Below are 22,436 nucleotides of genomic sequence, written 5' to 3'. Positions count from 1 at the left end.
GAGGAGCACAGCATGTCCAGATTCACCCAAACATTATTGAGCACCGCACTGACCGTCGGCCTGCTCGGCAGTGGCCTGGCCTACGCCAAGGTCAGCCCCGAAGAAGCCGCCCGCCTGGGCCAGGACCTGACCCCGATGGGTGCCGAGAAAGCCGGCAACGCCGACGGCAGCATCCCGGCCTGGAGCGGCAAATGGCTTGGCCTGCCGCCGGGCCTCAAGTTCGACGGCCCCGGCACGCCATACCCGGACCCGTATGCGGCGGAAAAACCGCTGTTCGTGATCGACGCCAGGAACATGGACAAGTACGCCGACAACCTCACCGATGGCCAGAAGGCGTTGCTCAAACGCTACCCTGACACCTTCAAGATCCCGGTGTACCCAAGCCACCGTGATTTCCGCGTCGATCCGAAACTGGTAGAGGCGGTCAAGCAAAACGCCGTCAACGCTGAGCTGGTCAACGATAACAACGACACGAAAAATGCCTGGGCCGGTTCACCGTTCCCTATTCCCAAGAATGGCAGTGAGTTGATGTTCAACCACACCCTCGCCGGCCGTGCCGCCGCCGAAGAGGCCAACTACCGACAGGCCGTGGTGTACTCCAACAAGGAGCGAGTGATCGAAGAGGTCAACTACAAGATCTTCTCGATCTGGTCCAGCCCGGACAAAACCCTGGAGACATCCAACGGCATCCTCACCAACTTCCTGCTCACCACGCTGGAACCGGTGCGCAAGAAAGGCGAGATCATCGTCGGCCACGAGTTCATCAACCCGACCGCCTCGCCGCGCCAGGCCTGGCAGTACAGCCCGGGTCAGCGCCGGGTGCGTCGTGCGCCCACCGTGGGCTACGACTCGCCGACCGGTGCCGGTGGTTTTCGCGTGTACGACGAAGACCGTTTGTTCAACGGTGCACCGGACCGCTACAACTGGACCATCGTCGGCAAAAAGGAAATCTACATTCCTTATCACAACTACAAGATCGATGACCCGAGCGTGAGCACCGATCAGATCCTGGACACCATCGGCCACGTCGATCCGCAGTACATGCGCTATGAAAAACACCGCGTCTGGGTGCTGCAAGCCAACCTCAAGGAGGGTGCCCGCCACGTGTACGCCAAGCGTGTGATGTACCTGGACGAGGACACCTGGGCCGCGACCCTGGCCGACAACTACGACAGCCGTGGCCAGTTGTGGCGCACCAACATGCAGACGTCGATCTACGCCTACGAGATGCAGCGCTACCACGCTCGCCTCGGGATCTATCACGACCTGATCGCCGGTTCCTATCTGGTTGACCGGATGCTGATCGATCAGAAACCGGCCAAGCTCAACGCCACCGCCTTCACCGAAGACGAATTCACCCCAGGCAACCTGCGCAAACTCGGCACCCGCTAAAACCCTGACGCCCCGACCGATTCATTCGGTCGGGGCGTTATGCTTTGCACATCCGCTCCACCCACGGAAAACCGCTCATGAACAAACTCCTCACCGGCGTCATCGCCTTGGCCAGCGTTGGTCTGTCGATGCAAGCCAATGCGTTGAACATCCTGCTGACCAATGACGATGGCTGCCGCGCGCCCGGCATCGATGCGATGTACCGCGCCCTGACGGCCGCCGGGCACAAGGTCACGCTGGTCGGGCCGTTGAACGACAGCAGCGGCATCGGCGCCGCCAGCGTGGTCGTACCAGGCCAGGCCCTGGCGGTGACCGAACTGGCGCCGGGCCGGTTTTGCGTCGGCCCGCCGCAAGGCTACACACCGCCTGCAGGCAAGACCTCTGCAATCGGTACGCCTGTGGATGCGGTCAACGTCGGCCTCGATGTGATCCTCAAGGATTCACCGCCCGACCTGGTGGTGTCCGGCAGCAATTTTGGTGAAAACGTCGGCCCGTTGACGCAGATGTCCGGCACCCTCAACGCCGCCGTTCGCGCGATGTTCAAGGGGATACCCGCGGTGGCGGTGTCCACGGGTATCGATATGGACCTGATCATCCGTGACCAACAGGCAGGCTATCGCAAGACCCTCGACGCGATGGACGACACGGCGCGCTTTGCCGTGAAGGTCATCGAACAGGCGAGCCTGGCCGGTACCGAAGCCAAACAGGTTTGCGCGAAAAACAAACAGCATTGTGATTTGAACGTGCTTGGCCTGCCGGGTGTCAGCGGCCTGAACCTCAACTACCCGCCCCTGCCGCCCAGCGAAGTCAAAGGCGTGAGCTTCGCCCCGATCGGCAATTGGGACCGGGTGAACTTCACCTCGCAGCGCGGTGCCGACGGCGTGGTCCATGTCAACCTGGCCCCACCGTCGACACCGACCGAAGCCCAGCAAAAGGCCGATGCCTATCAACTCTGGCAGGGCCACGCGGTGATCACCGTGATCGACGGCAACATGACCGCGCCAGAGGCCGTGCAGGATCAGGCGAAGAAGATGTTGCGAGGGATCAAGCCTTAAACCAATACAGCTCCCCCGCAGGTGCACACAAAATCACTGTGGGAGCGAGCCTGCTCGCGAAAAGGCCGGCACATGCACCATCGATGTTGCCTGACACGCCGCCATCGCGAGCATGCTCGCTCCTACAGGGTCAACGAGTGCATGCAACATCTGCGGGCATACAAAAATCACTGTAGGAGCGAGCAGGCTCGCGATGAGGCTGGCACATTCAACATCGATATTGGCTGACACTCCGCCATCGCGAGCATGCTCGCTCCTACAGGGTCAACGAGTGCATGCAACATCCGCGGTTATCCAAAAATCACTGTAGGAGCGAGCATGCTCGCGATGAGGCCGGCACATGCAACATCGATGTTGACTGACACTCCGCCATCGCGAGCTTGCTCGCTCCTACAGGGTTATGTGTTGGTTTCAGACTGTTGGCTGGAACGGCACGAACTCGGTCACTTCCAGATCAAACCCGGACACGGCGGTGTACGGCACTGGCGAACTCATCAGACGTATTTTGCGCACGTTCTGGTCCCGCAGGATCTGCGCGCCAATGCCCAGGGTCCGTTGCGGAAACTGTGGCGGCCGGTGTTTGCCTCCACTGCGCTGACGCAATTGTTCGAGCACGCCCTCGGCGGATTCCTTTTGCGCCAGCAGCACCAACACGCCGCTACCGGCCGCTGCGATAGAGGCCAGCGAACGATCCAGGGTCCACTGTTCGCTTTCACAACCCAGCACATCACGCAACGTCTCGATGCCTTGCACCCGCACCAGCACTGGCTGGCTGCTGTCGATCCTGCCCTTGACCAGCGCCAGGTGCAGCGAGCCCTGGTAGGTGTCCTGATAGGTCGTCACCTGGAACTCACCGTGGCGGGTGCGCAACGGATATTCGCCACCGCGTTCGATCGTGCCTTCGTGAAGGATGCGGTAGTGAATCAGGTCGGCAATGGTGCCGATCCGCAAGCCGTGACGCTGGGCGAACTCATGCAACTCGGCGCCACGAGCCAGCTCACCGTCTTCGTTGAGAATGCCCACCAGGGCTGCCGCCGGTTGCAGTCCCGCCAGCCGCGTCAGATCGCAAGCCGCCTCGACATGCCCGGCGCGCTGCATCACGCCCCCGGGCAAGGCCTGCACCGGAAAGATATGCCCCGGTTGCACCAGGTCCGCCGGGCCGCTGGCCGGATCGACCGCCACCTGGATCGACCGCGCCCGATCCGCTGCCGAGATGCCGGTGGACACCCCGGTGGCGGCTTCGATCGAGCGGGTAAATCCCACGCCATGTTGCGCCCGGGAGTTGGGCACCATCAGGTCCAGGCCCAGCGCGCGGCAGCGCTGCTCGGTCAGGGCCAGGCAAATCAGCCCCCGTGCCTGCACCGCCATGAAGGTGACGGCCTCGGCCCCGGCCTGTTCGGCGGCCATCAGCAACGAGCCTTCGCCATTGTGTTCGTCGTCGGTGATCACCACCATCCGGCCGGCGCCGATGGCCTCGATCAGTTGCGGCACCGTGTTGAACGCCAGGCCGCTCATTTGAGTGCCCCGCGCAGATCGGCGCACGCTTCTGTCAGCGCCCAGGCCGCAGCCTCCACAAACGGCGCCATGCTGATAAAGCCGTGGATCATGCCTTCGTAACGCTGTACGCGTACCTGCACGCCTGCTTCGCGCAGGCACTCGGCCAATGCCTCGCCTTCGTCCCGCAGCGGATCGAAGCCGGCGGTGAACAACGTGGTCGGCGGCAAGCCTGCCAGGCTCTCGGCTCGCAATGGCGAGGCCAACGGATCATCCGCCTGGCCATCCTCTTGCAGGTATTGCTGCCAGAACCAGCGCATCGCCTTGGCGGATAGCAGATAGCTCTCGGCGAACTCCTCGAAGGACTGACTGTCGCATCCCGCATCGGTGACCGGGTAGAACAGGCATTGATAGCGGATCTTCGGTCCCTTGCGTTGCGCCGCCAATTGACTGACCGCCAGCGCCAGATTGCCACCGGCACTGTCGCCGGCCACGGCCAGTCGGCCACCATCTAAGCCAAGCTCGGCCGCATGCGCCACCAGCCAGCAGGTCGCCGCATAACAATCGAGCGGTGCGACCGGAAACTTGTGTTCAGGCGCCAATCGGTAGGCGACCGACACCACCACGGCCTCCGTTTGCCGGGCCAGCGAACGGCAGAGATTGTCGTGAGTATCGAGATTGCCCATGACGAATCCACCGCCATGGAAAAACACCAGCAACGGCAGGTTGGGCTGTTCCGATGGCCGGTACAGCCGCGCGTCCAGTTCACCGTCCGCGCCGGCCACCCGCAAGTCGCGAACCTCGCTCATTGGATCGCCGGGAATGGCCGGCAGCATATTGTCGGAGAACTGCCGGTACTGAGCGGCATCGACCTGGCTGTAATCGGGCTCCGGAATGTCGCGAAACTGCTGGAGAACCCCAGCGATCTGCTTATCGAGCGGCATGGGCATCGTCCTCTACGTCGGCCATTTGAAACTGCGGATTGGTCTCGCCCAGGATGCTTTGTACACGGCGCTCCAGGGCCGGTTTGAAACCCTTGTGGGGCAGGATCCAGAAACGTTTTTGCGCAACCGCGTCGAACACCTGCGCGGCCAGTTCCGCTGGGGTCATCCCCTGGCGAATGGTGCTGTCGAGCAGTTGACTGAAGTCGGTTCCGGCGCTGTCCACCACTTGGTTCGACGCCATGATTTCACTGGCCACCGGCCCCGGGCACAGCACTGAAACCGACACTGGCGCACCGAGCATGGCGAGTTCGTAATGCAAGGTTTCCGAGAGCGCGACCACGGCCTGCTTGGTCACGTTGTACGGCGCCATCAACGGGCTGCTGACCAAACCGGCAAGGGACGCCGTGTTGATCACATGGGCTGTCCGCCCCTGACTGAGCAACAGTGGCACGAAGCTGCGAATGCCGTTGATCACGCCGTTGAGGTTGACGTCCAGCATGCGCTGCCATTGCGCCTCGGTGATTTCCCAGCTGAAACCGGTCTGCATCACGCCAGCGTTGTTGAACAGCAGGTCGACCCCGCCAAAGTGCTCGACAGCCTGGTCACGCAAGCGCTCGACCTGCGCCGCATCACCGACATCGGTGACGCAGGCAATCGCCTGCACACCGCTGTCCTGCAATTGGTCGCAGAGGGCTTGCAGGCCCGCTGCATCCCGATCCGCCAGCACCAGGCGCATGCCCAGTGTCGCCGCGTGTTCGGCCAGACCTCGGCCAATACCGCTGGCGGCCCCGGTAATCACCGCTACCGGCCCTTGTTCATTACTCATCGCCTACTCCTGCCATGGGTCCAATGGCGCCAGTAGAGCGGGCCTGTCTAAAGCAGCCATCGTCCATTCAGACGATGCCCGCTTTTACAGGGGCGGCAGAATCCGTTACATGCGCCAACCCCGTGATCCCTTGGGAGAATAATAAGATGAGTACCCTGCACCGCATCGAAGCCAAACTGCTGGAAGAGCGCTATGCCCGTGGCTGGCACTGCCTGGGCCTGGCCGCGCAATACCGCGACGGCAAGGCCCATCGCCTGGACGTATTCGGCACCCGTCTGGTGGCGTTCCAGGGTGAAGACGGCGAACTGCACATCCTCGATGGCTACTGCCCGCACATGGGCGCCGACCTGAGCACCGGTTGCGTCGAAGGCAACTCTATCCGCTGCCCGTTCCACGCCTGGCGCTGGGGCGCCGATGGCGTGTGCGATGACATCCCTTATGCCAAGCGCATCCCGCCCCGGGCCAAAATCAAAAGCTGGCCGATCATGGAGGAGAACCAGCTGCTGTTCGTCTGGAACGACCCTGAAGGCAACCCGCCGCTGCCGGAACAGCGCATCCCGCGCATCGACGCCTGCTTCAGTGACGAGTGGGCGGCCTGGGAAGTTGCCGAATTGCAGATCGATACCAACTGCCGTGAGCTGATCGACAACGTCGCCGACATGGCGCACTTCGATACCGTGCATGGCGCGCCGATCGATGAGTTCAGCAACGTTTTCGAAGGCCATCTGGCCACGCAAGTCATGCGCGCTCGCAGCGAACGCCTGTCGGGTGACAGCGTGCTGACCACGGTCGCCACCTACTACGGCCCGGCCTACCAGATCACCGAAATGACCGGTGCCATGAACGGCCAGCCGATCCATTCGATCCTGCTCAACTGCCACGTGCCGATCGATCTGGACAGCTTCACCCTGCGCTACGGCGTGCTGGTGAAGAAGATCCCGGGGCTCAGCGAAGAGCAGAACCGGGAAATGGCCAAGGCCTACGTGGCGCAGGCTCAGGCAGCCTTCTACGAAGACGTGGCCATCTGGCACAGCAAGACCCGCGTCGACAACCCGCTGCTGTGTGACGGCGACGGTCCGGTCTACCAGTTGCGCCGCTGGTACGAGCAGTTCTACACCGACGTCGAAGCGCTGTCGGCGGACGTAAAGGACCACAAGAAGTTTGTCGTGCGCGCCGGCGAACCGGTCTGACGCCAGCGGCTTTTCGCCCGCCAGGGGCCTGAACGGCAGCCGCCCGTCAGGCCCTGAGCCCGAGCGTTGCAAGGAGTCGATACCGACGCTTATTCTCGGCCACCGCCAATGCTAAAAATAACAACGGTTTTCCCCTATGCAGCAGAGCCTCACCCTCGATACGTTCAGTGATTTGATCGGCAACCTCTATCAGGGTCCGCTGGAAAACATTCCCTGGGCCACCTTTCTCAATCAGCTCAACGTGTATCTGAACAGCAAGTACGTGACCTTCATCCTGCGTCCGCCCAGCGCCAACGTGGACGGCTTGATGGTCAACACCACCGGCACCTCGACCGAGGCGACCGCGTCGTACAACAAGCATTTTTTCAGCCTGGATCCATTCGTCGACCTGCCCAACCGCCAGGTCGTGACCCTCGCCGAGTTCGTCTCCAACGACGACTGGCAGAACTCCGAGTTCTACAAGAACTTCCTTGAACCGGTGGACGTGTTCCACATCCTCGGTGCCGACATCAACACGGTCGACGGCGCCCAGTGCCGCATTCGCATCAGTCGCGGACGTGACGACAAGCCTTTCGGCGATGACGAAAAGGCCATGCTCACGCATTTCATTCCGCACCTGGAACGCTCGATCAAGATCCACATGCAGCTCAACCGCATCGAAGCCGAACGCAACCTGTACGCTGGCGCCGTGAACCAGATGGCGGTCGGCACGATCATCCTCGACGAATCCGGCAAGGTGCTGCAGACCAACCAGGTCGCCGACCGGCTGATCCAGGAAAAGGACGGCATCAAACTGGTCAACGATGGCCTGCAGGTCGGTACGGCGCGTGATACCCAGGAGTTCCGTCGACTGGTCAAGCAGTCGCTGCTGTCGCAAAAGAGCAGCAACCCGTCGGTGGTCGAAGCCCTTCGTGTGCAGCGGCCGTCCGGCAAAGCGGACCTGGGGATCATCGTGCGCTCGGTGCCATTGACCGATTGGAGCGAAGGCAAGCAGTGCCCCACCGTGGTGATTTTCATCAGCGACCCGGAACAGCAGTCCAGCGCGCCCCAGGAGATCGTTCGCGCACTGTTCGACTTCACCCCGGCGGAAACCCAGCTGGCGATGTTGCTGGCCAACGGCCTGACCCTCGACGAAGCGTCGGAAGAACTGGGCATCAGCCGCAACACCTCGCGGGCGCACCTGCGCTCGACCTTCTCCAAGACCGGCGTGACCCGCCAGACCATGCTGGTGCGCCTTATCCTGCGCAGCGTGGCGACCCTCGGCTAGCCGTCGTTGCCGCCCTCGTCCACTCGGACGATGGCGGCCCCCGTTGTACAGCGCACAGTGTCCTTATCCCAAACAGGGGACTGCCCCATGCGCAATTGCCCAACCATCCTCAAGACTGAACTGCTGGCGCAAAGCGGCCACTTTCAGATCGAAGCCCTGCACCTGCAATTCAGCAACGGCCAGCAGCGGGTCTATGAACGCCTGCGCGGCACCGGTTATCGCTCGGTGATGCTGGTGGCGATGCCCGACCCACAGCACGTGCTGCTGGTGCGCGAATACGCGGTCGGTGTGGAAAAAAACATCCTCGGCCTGCCCAAGGGCGGCGCCGAGCCCGATGAAGACTACTTGCAGGCGGCGCAGCGCGAACTGAGCGAAGAAGTCGGCATGCGTGCCGAACGCCTCACCGAGCTGGGCGAACTGACCCTGGCGCCGGGGCACCTGTGCCACCGCTACCGGGTGGTACTGGCCGAACAACTGAGCCCCTGCCAACTGGAAGGTGACGAACCCGAACCCCTGGAAATCCTGCGTGTCCCCCTGACACAAATCCCCGAACTGGTGGCCCGTGGCGAACTGCATGAAGCCCGGGCGATTGCCGCCCTGTTCATGGCCATGGGCGCCCTCGCCCGGCGTGACTGACACCTTCAAAACCTGTGGTGCCTGACACACCGCCATCGCGAACAGGTTCGCTCCTACAGGGGATCACCGCCAGGCATAGATCCTGGCAACGCCCAACAAACCTGTAGGAGCGAGCACGCTCGCGATGAGGCCGGCACAGCCCAACATCTGCTTCGCCTGACACACCGCCATCGCGAGCAGGCTCGCTCCCACAGGGGGTTGCGGAGTGCCCAAGTCGACAACTAGTCCATTCGGACGAAGCCACTCCCGCGCCGCCGCCATAACCTGTTTCTACAACAATAAAACCGCTTCGAGACCCATCATGCGCAAATCCACTTGTGCTCTGTTCATCATCCTCTGTGCTGGTGCTTCCACCAGTCTTTGCCAACTGTTCAAGAATGAAGCCTATCGACCGAGCACGGCCTGGTTCAGCTGTTCGAGCGCGGCCATCAACTGTTACCCGCCAGTGGTGCGCAATCTGCTGCCTTGAACAGGGTTCCACCGGCAAAAAAAACCACCGAATCATCGGTGGTTTTTTCGTTGCCGCAATAATCAGGTCGGCAGCACGCCCCGCGCCCGCGACAGCGTCAGCGCCAGGTCTTCAATCATGTCTTCCTGACCGCCCACGGTTCCGCGCCGCCCCAACTCCACCAGCAGCTCACGCGCCGCGATGCCGTACTTCTGCTCTGCCCGCTTGGCGAACAGCAGGAACGAGCTGTAGACCCCGGCATACCCCAGCGTCAGGGCATCGCGGTCGAGGCGGATTGGCTGGTCCATCATCGGCACCACCAGGTCTTCGGCGACGTCCATGATCTTGTACAGGTCGACGCCACTGTTGACGCCCATGCGCTCCAGCACCGCGACGAACACTTCCAGCGGCGTGTTGCCCGCTCCCGCGCCAAGGCCTGCAACCGAGCCGTCGATCCGCGCAGCACCGGCCTCGATGGCGGCCAGGGAGTTGGCGATGGCCATGCCCATGTTGTGATGGCCGTGGAAGCCCACTTCAGTCCCGGCATTCAAGCCAGCGCGCAGGGCTCCGATCTTTTGCGTCACTTCATCGGGCAGCATGTAGCCGGCCGAGTCGGTGCAGTAGATGCAGTTGGCGCCGTAGCTTTCCATCAGGCGCGCCTGCTCCAGCAGTTTCTCCGGGCTGACCATGTGCGCCATCATCAGGAAGCCGACGGTGTCCAGGCCCATCTTCGCCGACATGCCGATATGCTGCCCGGACACGTCCGCCTCGGTGCAGTGAGTGGCCACGCGAATGGTCGACACGCCGTGCTCATGGGCCATTTTCAGGTGATCGAGGGTGCCGATACCCGGCAACAACAGGGCCGAGACCTTGGCCTGTTTCATTTTCGGGATCACCGCGGCGAAGTATTCCTCGTCGCTGTGGGCCGGGAAACCGTAGTTCAGCGACGCCCCGCCGAGGCCATCGCCGTGGGTGATTTCGATCAGCGGCACGCCGGCCGTATCGAGGCCGGTGGCCACCGAGACCATTTGTTCGATACTGATCTGGTGCTGTTTGGCGTGCATGCCGTCGCGCAGGCTCATGTCGTGCAGACGGACGCTCTTACCTTGCAAATTCATCGGGATTCTCCACTCAACGGACGGGCAGTTGCAGGGTGCCCTTGTGGGCTTCTTCGGCGAACATCTCGGCCGTGCGCAAGCCGGCGGCGGTCATGATGTCGAGGTTGCCGGCGGACTTGGGCAGGAAATCGCCGAGGCCTTCGACCTCGATGAAGATCGACACCTTGCGCCCGTCGAACACCGGCCCGTTGATCAGCTTGTAGCCGGGCACATAGCGCTGCACTTCGCGGACCATCTCCAGCACCGAGGTACGGATCGCGTCCTGGTTCGGCTCGTCATCGGTCAGGCAATGAATGGTGTCGCGCATCATCAGCGGCGGCTCGGCCGGATTGATCACAATGATCGCCTTGCCGCGCCGGGCGCCGCCGATCTTCTCCACCGCACCGGCGGTGGTGCGGGTGAACTCGTCGATGTTCTGCCGCGTGCCCGGACCGACCGAACCGGAGGACACCGTGGCGACGATTTCGCCGTAGCTCACCGCTTGCACCCGCGATACCGCCGCCACCATCGGGATGGTCGCCTGGCCACCGCAGGTGACCATGTTGACGTTCATCGCCAGGCTCGACGCATGCTCCTTGAGATTGACCGGCGGCACGCAATACGGGCCGATGGCCGCTGGCGTGAGGTCGATCATGATCACCCCGAGTTCGTTGAGCTTGCGGCTGTTTTGCGCGTGCACGTAGGCCGAGGTGGCATCGAAGGCGATGCGAATGTCATCGTCGAGCACGTGCGGCAACAAACCATCGACGCCACCGGCGGTGGTTTTGATGCCCATTTCGCGGGCACGCTTCAGGCCTTCGGATTCGGGGTCGACACCCACCATCCACACCGGCTCGATCCACTCCGATCGGCACATCTTCATCAGCAGGTCGGTGCCGATGTTGCCCGGGCCGATAATGGCCGCTCTGAGTTTTTTGCTCATGGGGTCAAACTCCAAAAGTCAGGCGCAGAAAGACACCCGGGCACTGCCCAGGCCATCGATAGTCAACGAAAAATGGTCGCCGGCGCGGGCCGGTTCCAGCGGTACCAGGGAGCCGGACAGGATGATTTCCCCGGCCTTGAACGGAATGCCGAAGGCGCCCAGGGTGTTGGCCAGCCAGGCCACCGCCGTCAACGGGTTGCCCTGCACGGCCGAACCCAGGCCCTCACTCAGCGGCTCTGCGTTCTTGAACACGCGCATGCGCAGGTTGGGCAAGTCCAGCTCACGGGGATCGACCTTGCTGTCGCCCAACACGAATACACCGCAGGAGGCGTTGTCGGCCACGGTGTCCTGGATGCGGATGCGCCAATCGTGAATCCGCGAGTCGACGATTTCGAAGCACGGCATCACGTATTCGGTGGCGTCCAGCACATCGGCTTCGGTGATGCCGGGGCCGACCAGATCATGTTTGAGCTTGAAGGCGATCTCGCCCTCGGCGCGGGGCTGGATCAGTTTGTTCGCGGACAGGGAAATCCGCGCGCCGTCTTCGAACGACATTTGCTGCGTGATGAAGCCGAAATCCGGCTGATGCACGTTGAGCATCTGCTGCACCGCCGCCGAGGTCACGCCGATTTTCTTGCCGACGATCCGGTCACCGGCCGCCACCCGACGCTCAATGGCGTACAGGGAAATGTGATAGGCGTCTTCGATGCTGATCGACGGCCAGCGCTCGGTCAGCGGCGCCAGGGTGGAGCCGCTGAGCAGCGCCTGATAAAGCTCCTCGCCGAACTCACGGCGCAATTGCACGCTCATCCGCGGGCCTCCTGAAGAAACGCCAGGCACTGGCGATTGAAAAAGTCACGGTGCTCGACCTGGACCCAATGCCCGCACTCGCTGAGCATCACGAAGCGGATACCGGAGCAGTTCTCGAGCATGGTCTGGGCACCGGAGGACGGGCAGAACTTGTCGTTCATGCCCCAGAAACCGAGGATCGGGCACTGCAACTCACCCAGGCGCGCAGTCATGTTCGGCACCTGCATGGTCGACAGCACGCACACCGGTTGCTGTTGCACCACCGCTACGCGCTCGTTGACCGTTTCGTCGCTGATCAGGGTTTCGTCGAACAGTTGCAGGGCCAGCAGGCGACGCATGCCTGCGGCGTCGTTCAGTTCACCTTTGGCGAAGGCCGCGCCCATTTTCTGGATGCCTTCCATCTGCAGGTAATACTGTTCTTTCTCCATCAGGCCACCGGGCGCCATCAGCACCAGGCGACTGACACGCTGCGGTTGGTCGAGGGCCAGTTTGATCGCGATCGCGCCGCCCAGGGAGTTGCCGACCAGTACGCAACGCTGGATATCCAGGGCGTCGAGCAGGCCGCTCAGCGCGGCGACGAAGAAGTCCAGGGTGTAGAGGGTCTCGGGTTTGTCCGAAGCGCCGTAGCCCGGCAAGTCGGGAACGATGACCCGGTAACCGGCCTCGGCGAACACCGGGTAGTTCTGCTTGAAGTTGCTGTGGCCGCTGGCGCCCGGCCCGCTGCCATGGATGAAAATCACCGGCTCGCCGTTGCCGACGTCACGATAGTGCAGCTGCAAACCATCCGGCAGCGTAACGAAGTGCCCTTGCGCTGAAGCGCCCATAAGGTGTCCTCCCGGCCTGTTGTTGTCGCCGGATTATTCCGAGCACCCGGGCAACCAACATCGTCCGACAGGACTACCCCCCTGTACTGTAGGAGCGAGCATGCTCGCGATGGTCGTCAACGATAACGCTGGATGCCTGATACTCCGCGGTGTCCTCAGGTCCATCGCGAGCATGCCGCAAGCGGGCACCCGCTCCTACAGATAGTCTCTAGTCTCATTGGACGTTGGCCTGCCAGGACGGTCGACCTAGCATCGATGACATTTCCCGAGCGACAGATAGAGAATCCCCATGCTTGATCCGATGGACTTTCGCGGCAAAGTGGTACTGGTCACCGGTGGTGGCAAAGGTGTGGGTCGCGGCATCAGCCAGCGCTTTCTCGAGTGCGGCGCCGAGGTGGTGATCTGCGGTCGAGAAGCGCCGCAATCCTTGCCTGCCAGCGGTGGGCGCGAGGCACTGTTCGTGCCCTGCGACCTGCGTGATGTCGAACAATCGGCAGGCCTGATCGCCCGGATCGCCGAGCGCTTCGGTCGCCTCGATGTGCTGGTCAACAACGCCGGTGGCTCGCCGAATGCCGATGCCGCCACGGCCTCTCCGCGTTTCAGCGAAGCGATCATCCGTCTCAATCTGATCGCGCCACTGAACCTGTGCCAGCAGGCCAACCAGGTGATGCAGGCCCAGGCCGATGGCGGTGCGATCATCAACATCTGCAGCGTCAGCGCCACCCGCCCTTCCCCCGGCACCGCCGCTTATGGCGCAGCCAAGGCCGGGCTGTTGAACCTGACCACTTCGCTGGCGGTGGAGTGGGCGCCGAAGGTGCGGGTCAACGCCGTGACCGCCGGGCTGATTCTCACCGAGCAGGCGGCCATGCATTATGGTGACGACGCGGGCATTGCCCGGGTGGCGGCGACCGTTCCGCTGCAACGCCTGGCGACCCCCGAAGATATCGGCGATACCTGCCTGTACCTGGCCTCGACGCTGGCTCGTTACGTCAGCGGCGCGGATATCGCAGTGCATGGCGCGGGTGAACGCCCGGCGTTTCTCGACGCGGCCCAATCCCATTCATAAGAGGACTTTCGACATGCCCGTAGCCAGCCACAGCGTTGTACTGAACCTCACGCAACCAGCAGCCTGGGCCAAACTGCGCGACCTGAGCCTCGCCCCGCACTATGTACCGGGCCTGACCGGCTACCAGTTTCATCCCGGTGCAACGGAGGGTGTCGGCGCCAGTCGCCGGGTGTTGCGCAAGGGCGGACAGTATCTGGATGAAAGCGTGGTGCAGTGGCAGGAAGGTACGGGGTTCGTGCTGCGGTTGCACAAGGGCGGCAATGACTCGCCCTTTCCGTTTCGCCAGGCGAGTTTCAGTTATGCCTTGCAAGCCGAAGGCAACTCGACCCGCATCACCCTGCAAATGAGTTACAGCCTGCGCGGTGGCAGGCTGTTTGAAAAGTTACTGGCCAAGGCCTTCGACAAGGTCGTGCAACAGATCGCCGAGAACCTCAAGGCCTATTACGAAACCGGCCGTACGCAGAATCCGGACAGAGCTGCCGGCACATCCAATATCAATGTTGCCTGACATGCCGCCATCGCGGGCAGGCCCGCTCCCACAGGGGATCGGGGGTGTTTGCAAATGCCGGGGTCACCACAAAAAACTGTGGGAGCAGGCTTGCCAGCGATGAGGCCGGCACATTCAACATTGATGTTGCCTGACACACCGCCTTCGCGGGCAAGCCCGCTCCCACAGGGGATGGGGATGTTTGCAAATGCCGGGGTCACCACAAAAACTGTGGGAGCTGGCTTGCCAGCGATGAGGCCGGCACATCAAACAACAATGTTGACCGATACACCGCCTTCGCGAGCAGGCTCGCTCCCACAGGTGCTACCTCTGGAGCGAGCGGTCTTCAGGAACGCGCCACTTCCGAGTGCGCGCGAAAGCAGGTGCTGACAATCTTCCATTGCCCGGCGATACGCTGGTAACGGTCCTGATAGAACCCGCCCAACTGCCGCGTCGCCCCGCTCTCGCCATCCAGGTTGAAATACCACAGGGCCCAACGGCCCTGGGCCTGATCCTCGTTCAGCACTTCGATTTCCGGGTTGGCGCCGTGATGCAGGTCGATCACCCGCTCGTGGCAGGCCAGTTCGCGGTACAGCGCGACAAAACTGTCGCGCTCACGAAAAGTCCCCAACGGACCGTAATCGATCAGCACTTCACCGTCGGCAAAGCAGTCGGCAATCACCTCGACCTGCTTGAGATCGCAGGCGTTGAGGTAGCGATGCTTGAGCTGGCGGATATCCTCCAGCGCTTCCAGGCGGACGATCCGCTGTTCCAGAGTCATGCCGCACCTCGCGCGATCACATTGACCTCACTCCAGAAGGCTTTCATCGAGCGGATCCGGCCGTCGGCATTGAACTCCATCACGTCGATCACATGCAGCGAGCACGGTTGCCCGCCCCACCCCATGTCGACCCGAAACGGCATCGCGCCGCACCCGTTGAGCGTCGCGCGCACCGGCCCGGTCAGGGTCGCGCAGACGTTCATCGCCCCCAACCCTTCACGGTAAAAGCGCGCAATGGCGTCGATGCCCTGCAATGGCGCGTGGCCGACCGGGTCTTCAACGGTGGCGTCGTCAGCGTAGAGCGCGAGGATGCCGTCGATATCGCCGGCGTCCACCAGTTCCACATAACGCGCCATGGTCGCCTGGATCTGCTGTGCGCTGATCATTCAGACCACCTCGAACAGCGCGGCAGCGCCCATGCCACCACCGATGCACATGCTCACCACCACGTATCGCAAGCCGCGACGCTGGCCTTCGATCAGCGCATGGCCGACCATGCGCGCCCCGGACATGCCGAACGGATGGCCGATGGAAATCGCCCCGCCGTTGACGTTCAGGCGTTCGGCCGCAATACCCAGGGTGTCGCGGCAGTACAGCACCTGGCAGGCGAAGGCTTCGTTCAACTCCCAGAGGCCGATGTGATCCATGGTCAGGCCGTGGCGCTTGAGCAACTTGGGGATCGCGTAGATCGGACCGATGCCCATCTCGTCGGAGTTGCAGCCGGCGACCGCCATGCCGCGATAGATCCCCAGGGGTTCCAGGCCACGTTTCTCGGCCATTTTCGCGCTCATCAATACCGAGGCCGACGCACCGTCGGACAACTGCGAGGCATTGCCGGCAGTGATGAAACGCCCCTTTTCGCTCCACTGACCGCCTGGCCATACCGGCTCCAGCGCCTTCAGGCTCTGGAGCGTGGTGTCGATGCGGTTGCACTCGTCGCGCAACAAGGTGACGGACTCATGGCGGGATTCGCCCGTGGCCTTGTCGACAATCAACTGGCGGCTGGTCAGCGGCGCCAGTTCGCGGTCGAAACGCCCGGCGGCCTGGGCCTGTGCGGTACGCAGCTGGCTCTGGTAGCTGTATTCGTCCTGCTCGTCGCGGGAGATGCCGTAGCGCGCGGAGACGATCTCGGCGGTTTCGATCATCGGAATGTACGCCTGCGGATCCAGCTCGATCACCGAACCAGACTGGTTGCGATACAGGTTCTTGTGCTTGTTCTGCACCAGGGAAATCGACTCCAGGCCGCCGGCCACGGCGATGTCGATTTCATCGCACATGATGCCTTTGGCGGCCATGGCGATGCTCATCAGGCCCGATGAGCACTGTCGCTCGACGGCCATCCCGGCGACCGATGCCGGCAAGCCGCCGGCAATCGCACACAGGCGCCCCAGGTTATAGGACTGGGTGCCCTGCTGTGCGGCGGCCCCCATGATCACGTCGTCCACTTCACCCGGCTCGATGCCGGCGCGACGCACGGCTTCGCGCACCACGTGTCCGCCCAGTTGCGGGGCTTCGGTGTCGTTGAAGGCACCGCGAAAGGCCTTGCCGATCGGAGTACGGGCGGTCGAAACGATGACGGCTTCTTTCATGTTCAGTTCCTCGAGAATTCTGCTGACAGGCTTAGGCGGGGTAGTAACGACTGATGGTGTCGACCACGCAGCCGGGGCGCTCTTCGCCATCGATTTCGACGCTGACGCGGATGGTCGCCTGAACGCCGCCCTTCACTTCCTCGACAGCGATCAATTGCGCGCTGCCACGAACCCGCGAGCCGACGCGCACCACCGAGGGAAAGCGCACCCGCTCGCAACCGTAATTGACGCCCATGGCCAGGCCACGGACCTCGACGATCTGCGGCAGGAACAGATTGACCAGCGCCAGGCTCAGGTAACCATGGGCAATGCAGGCGCCAAACGGGCCGCTGGCAGCCTTGAGCGGATCGACGTGAATCCACTGGTGATCGCCCGTGGCATCGGCGAAGCGGTCAATGCGGTCCTGTTCCAGCAACAGCCAGTCGCTGGCGCCGAGTGATTCGCCCACGGCGTCGAACAAGGCCATCGGCGTGTCGAAAATACGTGCCATGCTCACGCCCTCTGGCTGGATACCGACAACACTTCGCCGGTCATGTAGGAGCTGTAGTCGCTGGCCAGGAACATCATCACGTTGGCCACTTCCCAGACTTCGGCGGCGCGGCCGAAGGCTTCGTTGGCGGCCAGTTGATCGAGCACCGCCTGGGGCGCGGACTTGCGCAGGAAATCGTGCAGGGCAATGCTCGGGCTGACCGCGTTGATGCGGATGCCATGGTCGGCGGCCTCGACCGCCGCGCAGCGGGTCAACGCCATGACCCCGGCCTTGGCGGCGGCGTAGTGCGCCTGTTCTTTCTGCGCACGCCAGCCCAGCACCGAGGCGTTGTTGACGATGACGCCGGCACGCCGCTCCATCATTTTCGGCAGCATGGCGCGGGTCATGCGCATGGTGCCGGTGAGGGTCACGTCGATGACCCGATGCCACTCTTCGTCGGCCATCTCCACCAGCAAGCGCGAGCCACCGAGGCCGGCGTTATTGATCAACACATCGACACCTTGCAGGTCGCGCTCGGCGCTGGCGATCAGTTGCTGTACCTGGGCTTCGTCGGTGACGTTGCAGACCTGGCCGAACACCTGTTGCAGCCCGGTGGTTTCGCGGATCTTCAGCACCGCCTCGGCCAGGCGGCCCTCATGGATGTCGCTGATCATCAGCGCGCGGCAACCTTCCTCGGCAGCCCGCACGGCTGCGGAGAAACCGATCCCGGCACCCGCCGCCGCGGTGATCAGCACCGACTTGCCACGCAGCAGGCCGCGACCTTCAACATATTGAGGTACAGACATGAACTCTCTCCTTTCAGGCGCGCGGACGCGGCTCTTTGGGCATGCCAAGGGCACGCTCGGCAATGATGTTGCGCTGGATTTCGTTACTGCCGCCGTACAGGGTGTCGGCGCGGCTGAACAGGTACAGCGACTGCAAACGGGTCAGTTGGTAAGGCGCGGCTTCGAGCAATTCCGCCTCGGCGCCGAGGACGTCCATCGCCAGCTTGCCGAGGCTGGCGTGCCAGGTGGACCAGAACAATTTGTAGATGGTCGCCTCCTTGCGCAGCGAACCGTCCTGGCTGCCCGAGAGCATGCGCAGCGAGTTGTAGCGCATGATCCGCAGCCCGCTCCAGGCTTCGGCCAGGCGCTGACGCAGGATCGGGTCACGGTCGGCGCCATTGGACTTGGCGATGGCGATGATTTCGTTGAGCTCGTTCTGAAACTGCATCTGCTGGCCGAGCGTCGACACGCCTCGCTCGAACCCCAGCAGCGCCATGGCGATCTTCCAGCCGTCGCCCGGCGCGCCGATGATGTTGGCGGCGTCGGTGCGGGCATCGTCGAAGAACACTTCGTTGAATTCCGAGGTGCCGGTCAGTTGTTCGATGGGCCGTACGGTAATTTCCGCCTGGGCCATCGGCACCAGCAGGAACGACAGGCCGCGATGGCCGACGCTGCCCGGTTCGGTACGGGCGATGACAAAGCACCAATCCGATTCATGGGCCAGGGAGGTCCAGACCTTTTGCCCGTTGATCAGCCATTGGCCGCTCGCCTCGTCAAGCGTTGCGCGGGTCTTGACGTTGGCCAGGTCGGAACCGGCGCCCGGCTCTGAATAGCCCTGACACCAGAACGCCGTACCGCTGACGATCCCCGGCAAAAAGCGCTGTTGCTGTTCGAGCGTGCCGAACGCGGCAATGGTCGGCCCCGCCAGCCCTTCGCCGATATGGCCCATACGCCCGGGACCGCCGGCGCGGGCATATTCCTCGTGGAAAATCACCTGCTGGGTAATCGAAAGCCCACGCCCACCATGCTCCGGCGCCCAGCCGACGCAGGTCCAGCCACCCTCGGCGAGTTTGCGTTCCCAGGCTTTGCGCTCCTCGGGAAACATGTGCTCGTCGCCCGGACCGCCGCGAAAACGCAGGGCTTCGAACTCACCGCAAAGGTTGGCGCTCATCCAGTCGGCGACTTCCCGGCGGAAGCGCTCGTCCTGCTCACTGAAACTGATTTTCATGGCTGCTCTCCAAGAATCACCGCGGCAATCCGCTCGCGATGCCAGGCCGGTAGCCCGAGGAAGCTTTCGCTGGCGCGAGCGCGCTTGAAGTAGAGGTGCGGGTCGTATTCCCAGGTGAAACCGACGCCGCCATGCAATTGGATCGATTCGGATGCGCAAGAGAAGTAGGTTTCGGAGCACTGCGCCTTGGCCAGCGCCGCCGCCAGCGGCAATTGGGCCGCGACCTGCGGATCCCCCTGGGGATCGAGGACTTCCTGGGCCACGCACGCGGCGTAATAACTGGCCGAACGCGCGCATTCGACTTGCAGCATCATGTCGGCTGCACGGTGTTTGAGGGCCTGGAAGCTGGCAATCGGACGACCGAACTGTTGGCGTTCCTGCATGTAGGCCACGCTGAGGTCGAGTACCTGTTGCGCACCGCCGGTCTGCTCGGCGGCCAGGCCGATGCAGGCCAGTTGCAGGACTCGCTCAAGGTGCATCCAGCCGTTGCCGAACTCTCCCAGCAGGCAGTCGGCTTCAAGGTACAGGCCCTTGAGCTGGATCCGCGCCTGGCGCCGGGTCTGGTCCATGGTCGGCAGCATTTGCCGTTCGATGCCGGCCCGCTCGGCGCTCACGGCAAACAGGCTGATGCCCTGTTCGCCAGTGGTTGCGGGTTGTCGTGCGGCAATGATCAACAGGTCGGCACCCTGCCCGTCGAGCACATGCTTGAGGGTGCCGTCGAGGACAAAGCCTTCGCCCTCGGCCACCACCGTTGCCTGGACGTCGTCGGCGGACCAGCCATTGACACTGCTGAACGCCAGGGTCGCGGTGACACTGCCGTCGGCGATCGACGGCAACCAACGCTGCTTCTGTTCATCATTGGCAGCCAGCAACAGCGCAGGCGTGGCCATGCAGGCGGTGGCGAAGAACGGCGAGCACAGCAAACGCCGGCCCATCTGCTCCAGCAGGATCGTCAGCTCGACGAAGCCGAGGCCCAGGCCTCCATAGGTTTCGGGGATATGAATGGCTGGCCAGCACATTTCCTGGCACAGACGCTGCCAGAGGGCTTCGTCAAAACCCCGCTCACTGACCATTGCCGCGCGCACGGCGGCGGAATCCGAGACATCGGCGAGGAAACCCTCGGCCGATTCGCGGATCATTTCCTGTTCGTCGCTGAATGCAAACTCCATCGCGGCGCCTTCTGCTCGTTTGGCGGGGCGCGCGTGGCGCAGCACCCCTTCGAGCATGAAGTTTGGCGCCGCCCGGACGCGGCAGAATCGTTAGCCCTGCCTAGTCCGAACGGGTGATGCGGGGGCGTGAAGGCCGATCAGCGGCAGTCGCCCCCCATGCGCACCAGCAGCGCTGAACGGTGTGGTTTCAGGTACGGATTGATTTCACCAACTTTGCACGAAGCCAGGTTCTGCAGTTCCGGTGCGAGGGGTTCCTGTACGAACAACAGGCCTGCCGGGCGCGATTCGGCCTGCAACTGGGCCACCGTCAGCGGCGCCACCGGCCGCCCCATGTAGTAGACCAGACGGATATCCGGCTCACCGAGGGTGTAAGCCTTCTGACCCGGCTGCCCGTCGGCCAGCGCGGCCACTTGCTCAAGACCACCGAACCGGTGCGACAACACCCGTGCTTCGACGAACATGTAGAACACCACGAACCCGGCCAGCATCACGTAGGGCACCACCGCCAGGACCGTGCGCCAGCGCCCCTTGAGATCATCGAGCAGTGCCGACCAGTGCATCGCCAGCAGCAACGCCATGGACGGATAAACCGGCAACAGGTACTTGCCATGCTTTTCGGTGAACAGGGAAAACACCAGCAGCGGCAACAGCGTGCAGCACAGCAACATGGCGGCCTCGCGGCGCGCGCGGATCATTGCCCAGAACTTGCGCGGCTGTACGAACACGATGAGCCAGAACGGGAAGAAATCACCGGCCAGGTACAACAGGTAGGCATACCAGGCCTCGGCGCCCTGCCCGTCGATCTTCCTCACGATGTCTTCGCTGATGATCGAAGCCCAGATGCCCCAGCCCTGATTCACAGACACCGCCAGGTACCAGGAACTGCCCAGCACCAGAGCAATCAGCCAGCCCCAACCGTCGCACAGATAAGCCTTGGCCCGGGCATCCCGGTAGATCAAGGCATAGGCCAGGATCGGCGCTGTCACCCACAATAGGCAAACGGGGCCTTTGGTCAGCAGCGCGCAGCCCAGCAGCACATAGCTCAGTCGGCTCCAGAAGACCCGGCCCTGCAGGAAGATGAACTGCCAGGCAGCCAACAGTGCGCCGAAGCACAGCAGGGTCAACAGCATCTCGATTTCCGAGCGTCGTGCGAACAGGCTGAATGCACCGTTCGCGGCCAGGAACACCACGGCGAACAGACCGACCTGCCGCCCCGCCTGCCGGACGCCGTAGCGATAGGTGCCGATGCAGCACAGGGCGGCGGCCAACGCCGAAGGCAGGCGCACGCTCCACTCGGACACGCTGCCCAGCACCGCTGTCGAAACCAGGCCCGCCCAATAGAAAAACGGCGGCTTGGACAAGTACAAGTCGCCGTTCATGTAGGGCAACAGCCAGCTACCGGCCTCGCGCATTTCGCGCACGGTCACGGCGCGCCGGGCCTCGTTGACACTGAGGAACGGCACGCTGCCCAGCCCCCAGAAAAACAGCAACGCAATCGCGATAACCACCAGCAACGTAATATTTCGGGTCGATAACGATCCGCGCATGACCTACTCCTTCAGGCTTTTACTTTTAGCGATCAACTGCAGGTTGCGAAAATAGACAAGGGTGCCAAAGGCCTGCCCGGCGATGAACACCGGGTCCTGGCGGTAAATGGCGTAGGCCAGCAGCAAGGTGCTGCCGACGATGCTCAGGTACCAGAAGCTGGTCGGGATCACGCTGCGCTTCTTGTATTCGCTGTACAGCCACTGCAGGACAAACCGCCCGGTAAAGGCGATCTGGCCGATAAAACCGACGATCAGCCACAAGGCTTCGCGGGAGAGATTCATCCTTCAATCTCCTGGGCAATGGTGTTCAGCCGCGTGCGCTTGATCAGCCACCAGACCCCGAACAGATCGAGGATGCCCACCAGCGCGCGGTCGAGGTTGCCGTATTT

General features: G+C 62.9%; 24 protein-coding genes and 1 pseudogene. 8 read left to right on the top strand and 17 right to left on the bottom strand.

Annotated elements, in window-relative coordinates:
* Nucleotides 1-12 precede the first annotated feature (12 nt).
* Both CAG47_RS16110 and surE read left to right on the top strand, forming a co-directional pair.
* On the top strand, nucleotides 13-1,392 hold the full coding sequence (locus CAG47_RS16110) for a DUF1329 domain-containing protein (protein WP_085725849.1): 1,380 nt from the start codon (nucleotides 13-15) through the stop codon (nucleotides 1,390-1,392).
* A gap of 77 nt (nucleotides 1,393-1,469) precedes the next feature.
* The gene (gene surE / locus CAG47_RS16105) at nucleotides 1,470-2,447 is read left to right on the top strand and encodes a 5'/3'-nucleotidase SurE (RefSeq protein WP_085725848.1); all 978 of its coding nucleotides are present in this window, start codon (nucleotides 1,470-1,472) and stop codon (nucleotides 2,445-2,447) included.
* Nucleotides 2,448-2,858: 411 nt separating this feature from the next.
* On the opposite strand, the gene CAG47_RS16100 is transcribed toward surE, so the two are convergent.
* From CAG47_RS16100 to CAG47_RS16090, 3 genes are read right to left on the bottom strand one after another with little or no spacing between them, the layout of a single operon-like run.
* A complete protein-coding gene (locus CAG47_RS16100; RefSeq protein ID WP_085725847.1) occupies nucleotides 2,859-3,962 on the bottom strand; it encodes a 3,4-dihydroxy-2-butanone-4-phosphate synthase in 1,104 nt (367 codons plus the stop codon).
* Nucleotides 3,959-4,885: an alpha/beta hydrolase gene (locus CAG47_RS16095; protein ID WP_085725846.1), complete on the bottom strand. Its 927-nt coding sequence runs from the start codon at nucleotides 4,883-4,885 to the stop codon at nucleotides 3,959-3,961. Before CAG47_RS16095 ends, CAG47_RS16100 begins: the two co-directional genes overlap by 4 nt.
* Complete coding sequence (locus tag CAG47_RS16090; protein WP_085725845.1) at nucleotides 4,872-5,711, bottom strand: SDR family NAD(P)-dependent oxidoreductase; 840 nt, start codon at nucleotides 5,709-5,711, stop codon at nucleotides 4,872-4,874. The genes CAG47_RS16095 and CAG47_RS16090 overlap by 14 nt, the downstream gene beginning before the upstream one ends.
* Before the next feature lie 146 nt (nucleotides 5,712-5,857).
* Between CAG47_RS16090 and CAG47_RS16085 the strand changes: the two genes are divergently transcribed.
* The 4 genes from CAG47_RS16085 to CAG47_RS28740 all read left to right on the top strand — a co-directional run bounded on the left by CAG47_RS16085 (nucleotide 5,858) and on the right by CAG47_RS28740 (nucleotide 9,273).
* Nucleotides 5,858-6,901 carry a Rieske 2Fe-2S domain-containing protein gene (locus CAG47_RS16085; protein ID WP_085725844.1) on the top strand — a complete coding sequence of 348 codons (1,044 nt, stop codon included), beginning with the start codon at nucleotides 5,858-5,860 and terminating at the stop codon, nucleotides 6,899-6,901.
* A gap of 136 nt (nucleotides 6,902-7,037) precedes the next feature.
* Entirely contained in the window at nucleotides 7,038-8,168 is a 1,131-nt protein-coding gene (locus tag CAG47_RS16080; protein WP_085725843.1) for a helix-turn-helix transcriptional regulator, read from the top strand.
* Between the two features lie 87 nt (nucleotides 8,169-8,255).
* Nucleotides 8,256-8,804, top strand: coding sequence for an ADP compounds hydrolase NudE (nudE, locus tag CAG47_RS16075; protein ID WP_085725842.1), 549 nt, complete (start codon nucleotides 8,256-8,258; stop codon nucleotides 8,802-8,804).
* A 301-nt stretch (nucleotides 8,805-9,105) separates the two neighbouring features.
* The gene (locus CAG47_RS28740) at nucleotides 9,106-9,273 is read left to right on the top strand and encodes a hypothetical protein (RefSeq protein WP_177409010.1); all 168 of its coding nucleotides are present in this window, start codon (nucleotides 9,106-9,108) and stop codon (nucleotides 9,271-9,273) included.
* 62 nt (nucleotides 9,274-9,335) lie between these two features.
* Here the strand turns inward: CAG47_RS28740 and dmpG are convergent, their stop codons facing one another.
* From dmpG to CAG47_RS16050, 4 genes are read right to left on the bottom strand one after another with little or no spacing between them, the layout of a single operon-like run.
* Nucleotides 9,336-10,370, bottom strand: coding sequence for a 4-hydroxy-2-oxovalerate aldolase (dmpG, locus tag CAG47_RS16065; RefSeq protein ID WP_085725840.1), 1,035 nt, complete (start codon nucleotides 10,368-10,370; stop codon nucleotides 9,336-9,338).
* Nucleotides 10,371-10,383: 13 nt separating this feature from the next.
* Entirely contained in the window at nucleotides 10,384-11,292 is a 909-nt protein-coding gene (locus CAG47_RS16060) for an acetaldehyde dehydrogenase (acetylating) (RefSeq protein ID WP_085725839.1), read from the bottom strand.
* 18 nt (nucleotides 11,293-11,310) lie between these two features.
* Nucleotides 11,311-12,102, bottom strand: coding sequence for a fumarylacetoacetate hydrolase family protein (locus CAG47_RS16055; RefSeq protein ID WP_085725838.1), 792 nt, complete (start codon nucleotides 12,100-12,102; stop codon nucleotides 11,311-11,313).
* Nucleotides 12,099-12,926 (bottom strand): alpha/beta fold hydrolase, encoded by an 828-nt coding sequence (locus CAG47_RS16050; protein ID WP_085725837.1) that lies wholly within the window; start codon nucleotides 12,924-12,926, stop codon nucleotides 12,099-12,101. The genes CAG47_RS16055 and CAG47_RS16050 overlap by 4 nt, the downstream gene beginning before the upstream one ends.
* Before the next feature lie 289 nt (nucleotides 12,927-13,215).
* Here CAG47_RS16050 and CAG47_RS16045 point away from each other — a divergent pair, with 289 nt between their 5' ends.
* Nucleotides 13,216-13,992 carry an SDR family oxidoreductase gene (locus tag CAG47_RS16045; RefSeq protein ID WP_085725836.1) on the top strand — a complete coding sequence of 259 codons (777 nt, stop codon included), beginning with the start codon at nucleotides 13,216-13,218 and terminating at the stop codon, nucleotides 13,990-13,992.
* A gap of 13 nt (nucleotides 13,993-14,005) precedes the next feature.
* Entirely contained in the window at nucleotides 14,006-14,500 is a 495-nt protein-coding gene (locus tag CAG47_RS16040) for an SRPBCC family protein (RefSeq protein WP_085725835.1), read from the top strand.
* A gap of 325 nt (nucleotides 14,501-14,825) precedes the next feature.
* Here CAG47_RS16040 and CAG47_RS16035 read toward each other — a convergent pair whose 3' ends face one another.
* From CAG47_RS16035 to CAG47_RS28095, 10 genes and pseudogenes are all read right to left on the bottom strand, one after another.
* Complete coding sequence (locus CAG47_RS16035) at nucleotides 14,826-15,260, bottom strand: nuclear transport factor 2 family protein (RefSeq protein ID WP_085725834.1); 435 nt, start codon at nucleotides 15,258-15,260, stop codon at nucleotides 14,826-14,828.
* Nucleotides 15,257-15,646 carry a steroid Delta-isomerase gene (locus tag CAG47_RS16030; protein ID WP_085725833.1) on the bottom strand — a complete coding sequence of 130 codons (390 nt, stop codon included), beginning with the start codon at nucleotides 15,644-15,646 and terminating at the stop codon, nucleotides 15,257-15,259. The genes CAG47_RS16035 and CAG47_RS16030 overlap by 4 nt, the downstream gene beginning before the upstream one ends.
* Entirely contained in the window at nucleotides 15,647-16,849 is a 1,203-nt protein-coding gene (locus tag CAG47_RS16025) for an acetyl-CoA C-acyltransferase (RefSeq protein WP_085725832.1), read from the bottom strand.
* Nucleotides 16,850-16,880: 31 nt separating this feature from the next.
* Nucleotides 16,881-17,339, bottom strand: a complete 459-nt coding sequence (locus CAG47_RS16020) for a MaoC family dehydratase (RefSeq protein WP_085725831.1) — start codon at nucleotides 17,337-17,339, stop codon at nucleotides 16,881-16,883.
* Between the two features lie 2 nt (nucleotides 17,340-17,341).
* Nucleotides 17,342-18,124: an SDR family oxidoreductase gene (locus CAG47_RS16015; RefSeq protein WP_085725830.1), complete on the bottom strand. Its 783-nt coding sequence runs from the start codon at nucleotides 18,122-18,124 to the stop codon at nucleotides 17,342-17,344.
* 13 nt (nucleotides 18,125-18,137) lie between these two features.
* A complete protein-coding gene (locus CAG47_RS16010) occupies nucleotides 18,138-19,331 on the bottom strand; it encodes an acyl-CoA dehydrogenase family protein (protein ID WP_085725829.1) in 1,194 nt (397 codons plus the stop codon).
* Entirely contained in the window at nucleotides 19,328-20,500 is a 1,173-nt protein-coding gene (locus CAG47_RS16005) for an acyl-CoA dehydrogenase family protein (protein WP_085726008.1), read from the bottom strand. Before CAG47_RS16005 ends, CAG47_RS16010 begins: the two co-directional genes overlap by 4 nt.
* Before the next feature lie 137 nt (nucleotides 20,501-20,637).
* Nucleotides 20,638-22,047, bottom strand: coding sequence for a glycosyltransferase family 39 protein (locus CAG47_RS16000; RefSeq protein WP_085725828.1), 1,410 nt, complete (start codon nucleotides 22,045-22,047; stop codon nucleotides 20,638-20,640).
* 3 nt (nucleotides 22,048-22,050) lie between these two features.
* Nucleotides 22,051-22,329: a lipid-A-disaccharide synthase N-terminal domain-containing protein gene (locus tag CAG47_RS15995; RefSeq protein ID WP_085725827.1), complete on the bottom strand. Its 279-nt coding sequence runs from the start codon at nucleotides 22,327-22,329 to the stop codon at nucleotides 22,051-22,053.
* Nucleotides 22,326-22,436: pseudogene (locus tag CAG47_RS28095) on the bottom strand (dolichol-phosphate mannosyltransferase); the annotation flags it as partial. The pseudogene CAG47_RS28095 and the gene CAG47_RS15995, both read right to left, overlap by 4 nt.

The organism is Pseudomonas sp. R37(2017), assembly GCF_002113375.1.
GTDB lineage: Bacteria > Pseudomonadota > Gammaproteobacteria > Pseudomonadales > Pseudomonadaceae > Aquipseudomonas.
The sequence above is the reverse complement of the archived record's forward strand: the minus strand, read 5'-3'. Positions and strand labels throughout refer to the sequence as shown.

Bases quoted from the DNA above. Each gene is read 5' to 3' on its own strand.
- CAG47_RS16110 (WP_085725849.1), top strand. From the start codon at position 13: ATGTCCAGATTCACCCAAACATTATTGAGCACCGCACTGACCGTCGGC.
- surE (WP_085725848.1), top strand. From the start codon at position 1,470: ATGAACAAACTCCTCACCGGCGTCATCGCCTTGGCCAGCGTTGGTCTG.
- CAG47_RS16100 (WP_085725847.1), bottom strand. From the start codon at position 3,962: ATGAGCGGCCTGGCGTTCAACACGGTGCCGCAACTGATCGAGGCCATC.
- CAG47_RS16095 (WP_085725846.1), bottom strand. From the start codon at position 4,885: ATGCCGCTCGATAAGCAGATCGCTGGGGTTCTCCAGCAGTTTCGCGAC.
- CAG47_RS16090 (WP_085725845.1), bottom strand. From the start codon at position 5,711: ATGAGTAATGAACAAGGGCCGGTAGCGGTGATTACCGGGGCCGCCAGC.
- CAG47_RS16085 (WP_085725844.1), top strand. From the start codon at position 5,858: ATGAGTACCCTGCACCGCATCGAAGCCAAACTGCTGGAAGAGCGCTAT.
- CAG47_RS16080 (WP_085725843.1), top strand. From the start codon at position 7,038: ATGCAGCAGAGCCTCACCCTCGATACGTTCAGTGATTTGATCGGCAAC.
- nudE (WP_085725842.1), top strand. From the start codon at position 8,256: ATGCGCAATTGCCCAACCATCCTCAAGACTGAACTGCTGGCGCAAAGC.
- CAG47_RS28740 (WP_177409010.1), top strand. From the start codon at position 9,106: ATGCGCAAATCCACTTGTGCTCTGTTCATCATCCTCTGTGCTGGTGCT.
- dmpG (WP_085725840.1), bottom strand. From the start codon at position 10,370: ATGAATTTGCAAGGTAAGAGCGTCCGTCTGCACGACATGAGCCTGCGC.
- CAG47_RS16060 (WP_085725839.1), bottom strand. From the start codon at position 11,292: ATGAGCAAAAAACTCAGAGCGGCCATTATCGGCCCGGGCAACATCGGC.
- CAG47_RS16055 (WP_085725838.1), bottom strand. From the start codon at position 12,102: ATGAGCGTGCAATTGCGCCGTGAGTTCGGCGAGGAGCTTTATCAGGCG.
- CAG47_RS16050 (WP_085725837.1), bottom strand. From the start codon at position 12,926: ATGGGCGCTTCAGCGCAAGGGCACTTCGTTACGCTGCCGGATGGTTTG.
- CAG47_RS16045 (WP_085725836.1), top strand. From the start codon at position 13,216: ATGCTTGATCCGATGGACTTTCGCGGCAAAGTGGTACTGGTCACCGGT.
- CAG47_RS16040 (WP_085725835.1), top strand. From the start codon at position 14,006: ATGCCCGTAGCCAGCCACAGCGTTGTACTGAACCTCACGCAACCAGCA.
- CAG47_RS16035 (WP_085725834.1), bottom strand. From the start codon at position 15,260: ATGACTCTGGAACAGCGGATCGTCCGCCTGGAAGCGCTGGAGGATATC.
- CAG47_RS16030 (WP_085725833.1), bottom strand. From the start codon at position 15,646: ATGATCAGCGCACAGCAGATCCAGGCGACCATGGCGCGTTATGTGGAA.
- CAG47_RS16025 (WP_085725832.1), bottom strand. From the start codon at position 16,849: ATGAAAGAAGCCGTCATCGTTTCGACCGCCCGTACTCCGATCGGCAAG.
- CAG47_RS16020 (WP_085725831.1), bottom strand. From the start codon at position 17,339: ATGGCACGTATTTTCGACACGCCGATGGCCTTGTTCGACGCCGTGGGC.
- CAG47_RS16015 (WP_085725830.1), bottom strand. From the start codon at position 18,124: ATGTCTGTACCTCAATATGTTGAAGGTCGCGGCCTGCTGCGTGGCAAG.
- CAG47_RS16010 (WP_085725829.1), bottom strand. From the start codon at position 19,331: ATGAAAATCAGTTTCAGTGAGCAGGACGAGCGCTTCCGCCGGGAAGTC.
- CAG47_RS16005 (WP_085726008.1), bottom strand. From the start codon at position 20,500: ATGGAGTTTGCATTCAGCGACGAACAGGAAATGATCCGCGAATCGGCC.
- CAG47_RS16000 (WP_085725828.1), bottom strand. From the start codon at position 22,047: ATGCGCGGATCGTTATCGACCCGAAATATTACGTTGCTGGTGGTTATC.
- CAG47_RS15995 (WP_085725827.1), bottom strand. From the start codon at position 22,329: ATGAATCTCTCCCGCGAAGCCTTGTGGCTGATCGTCGGTTTTATCGGC.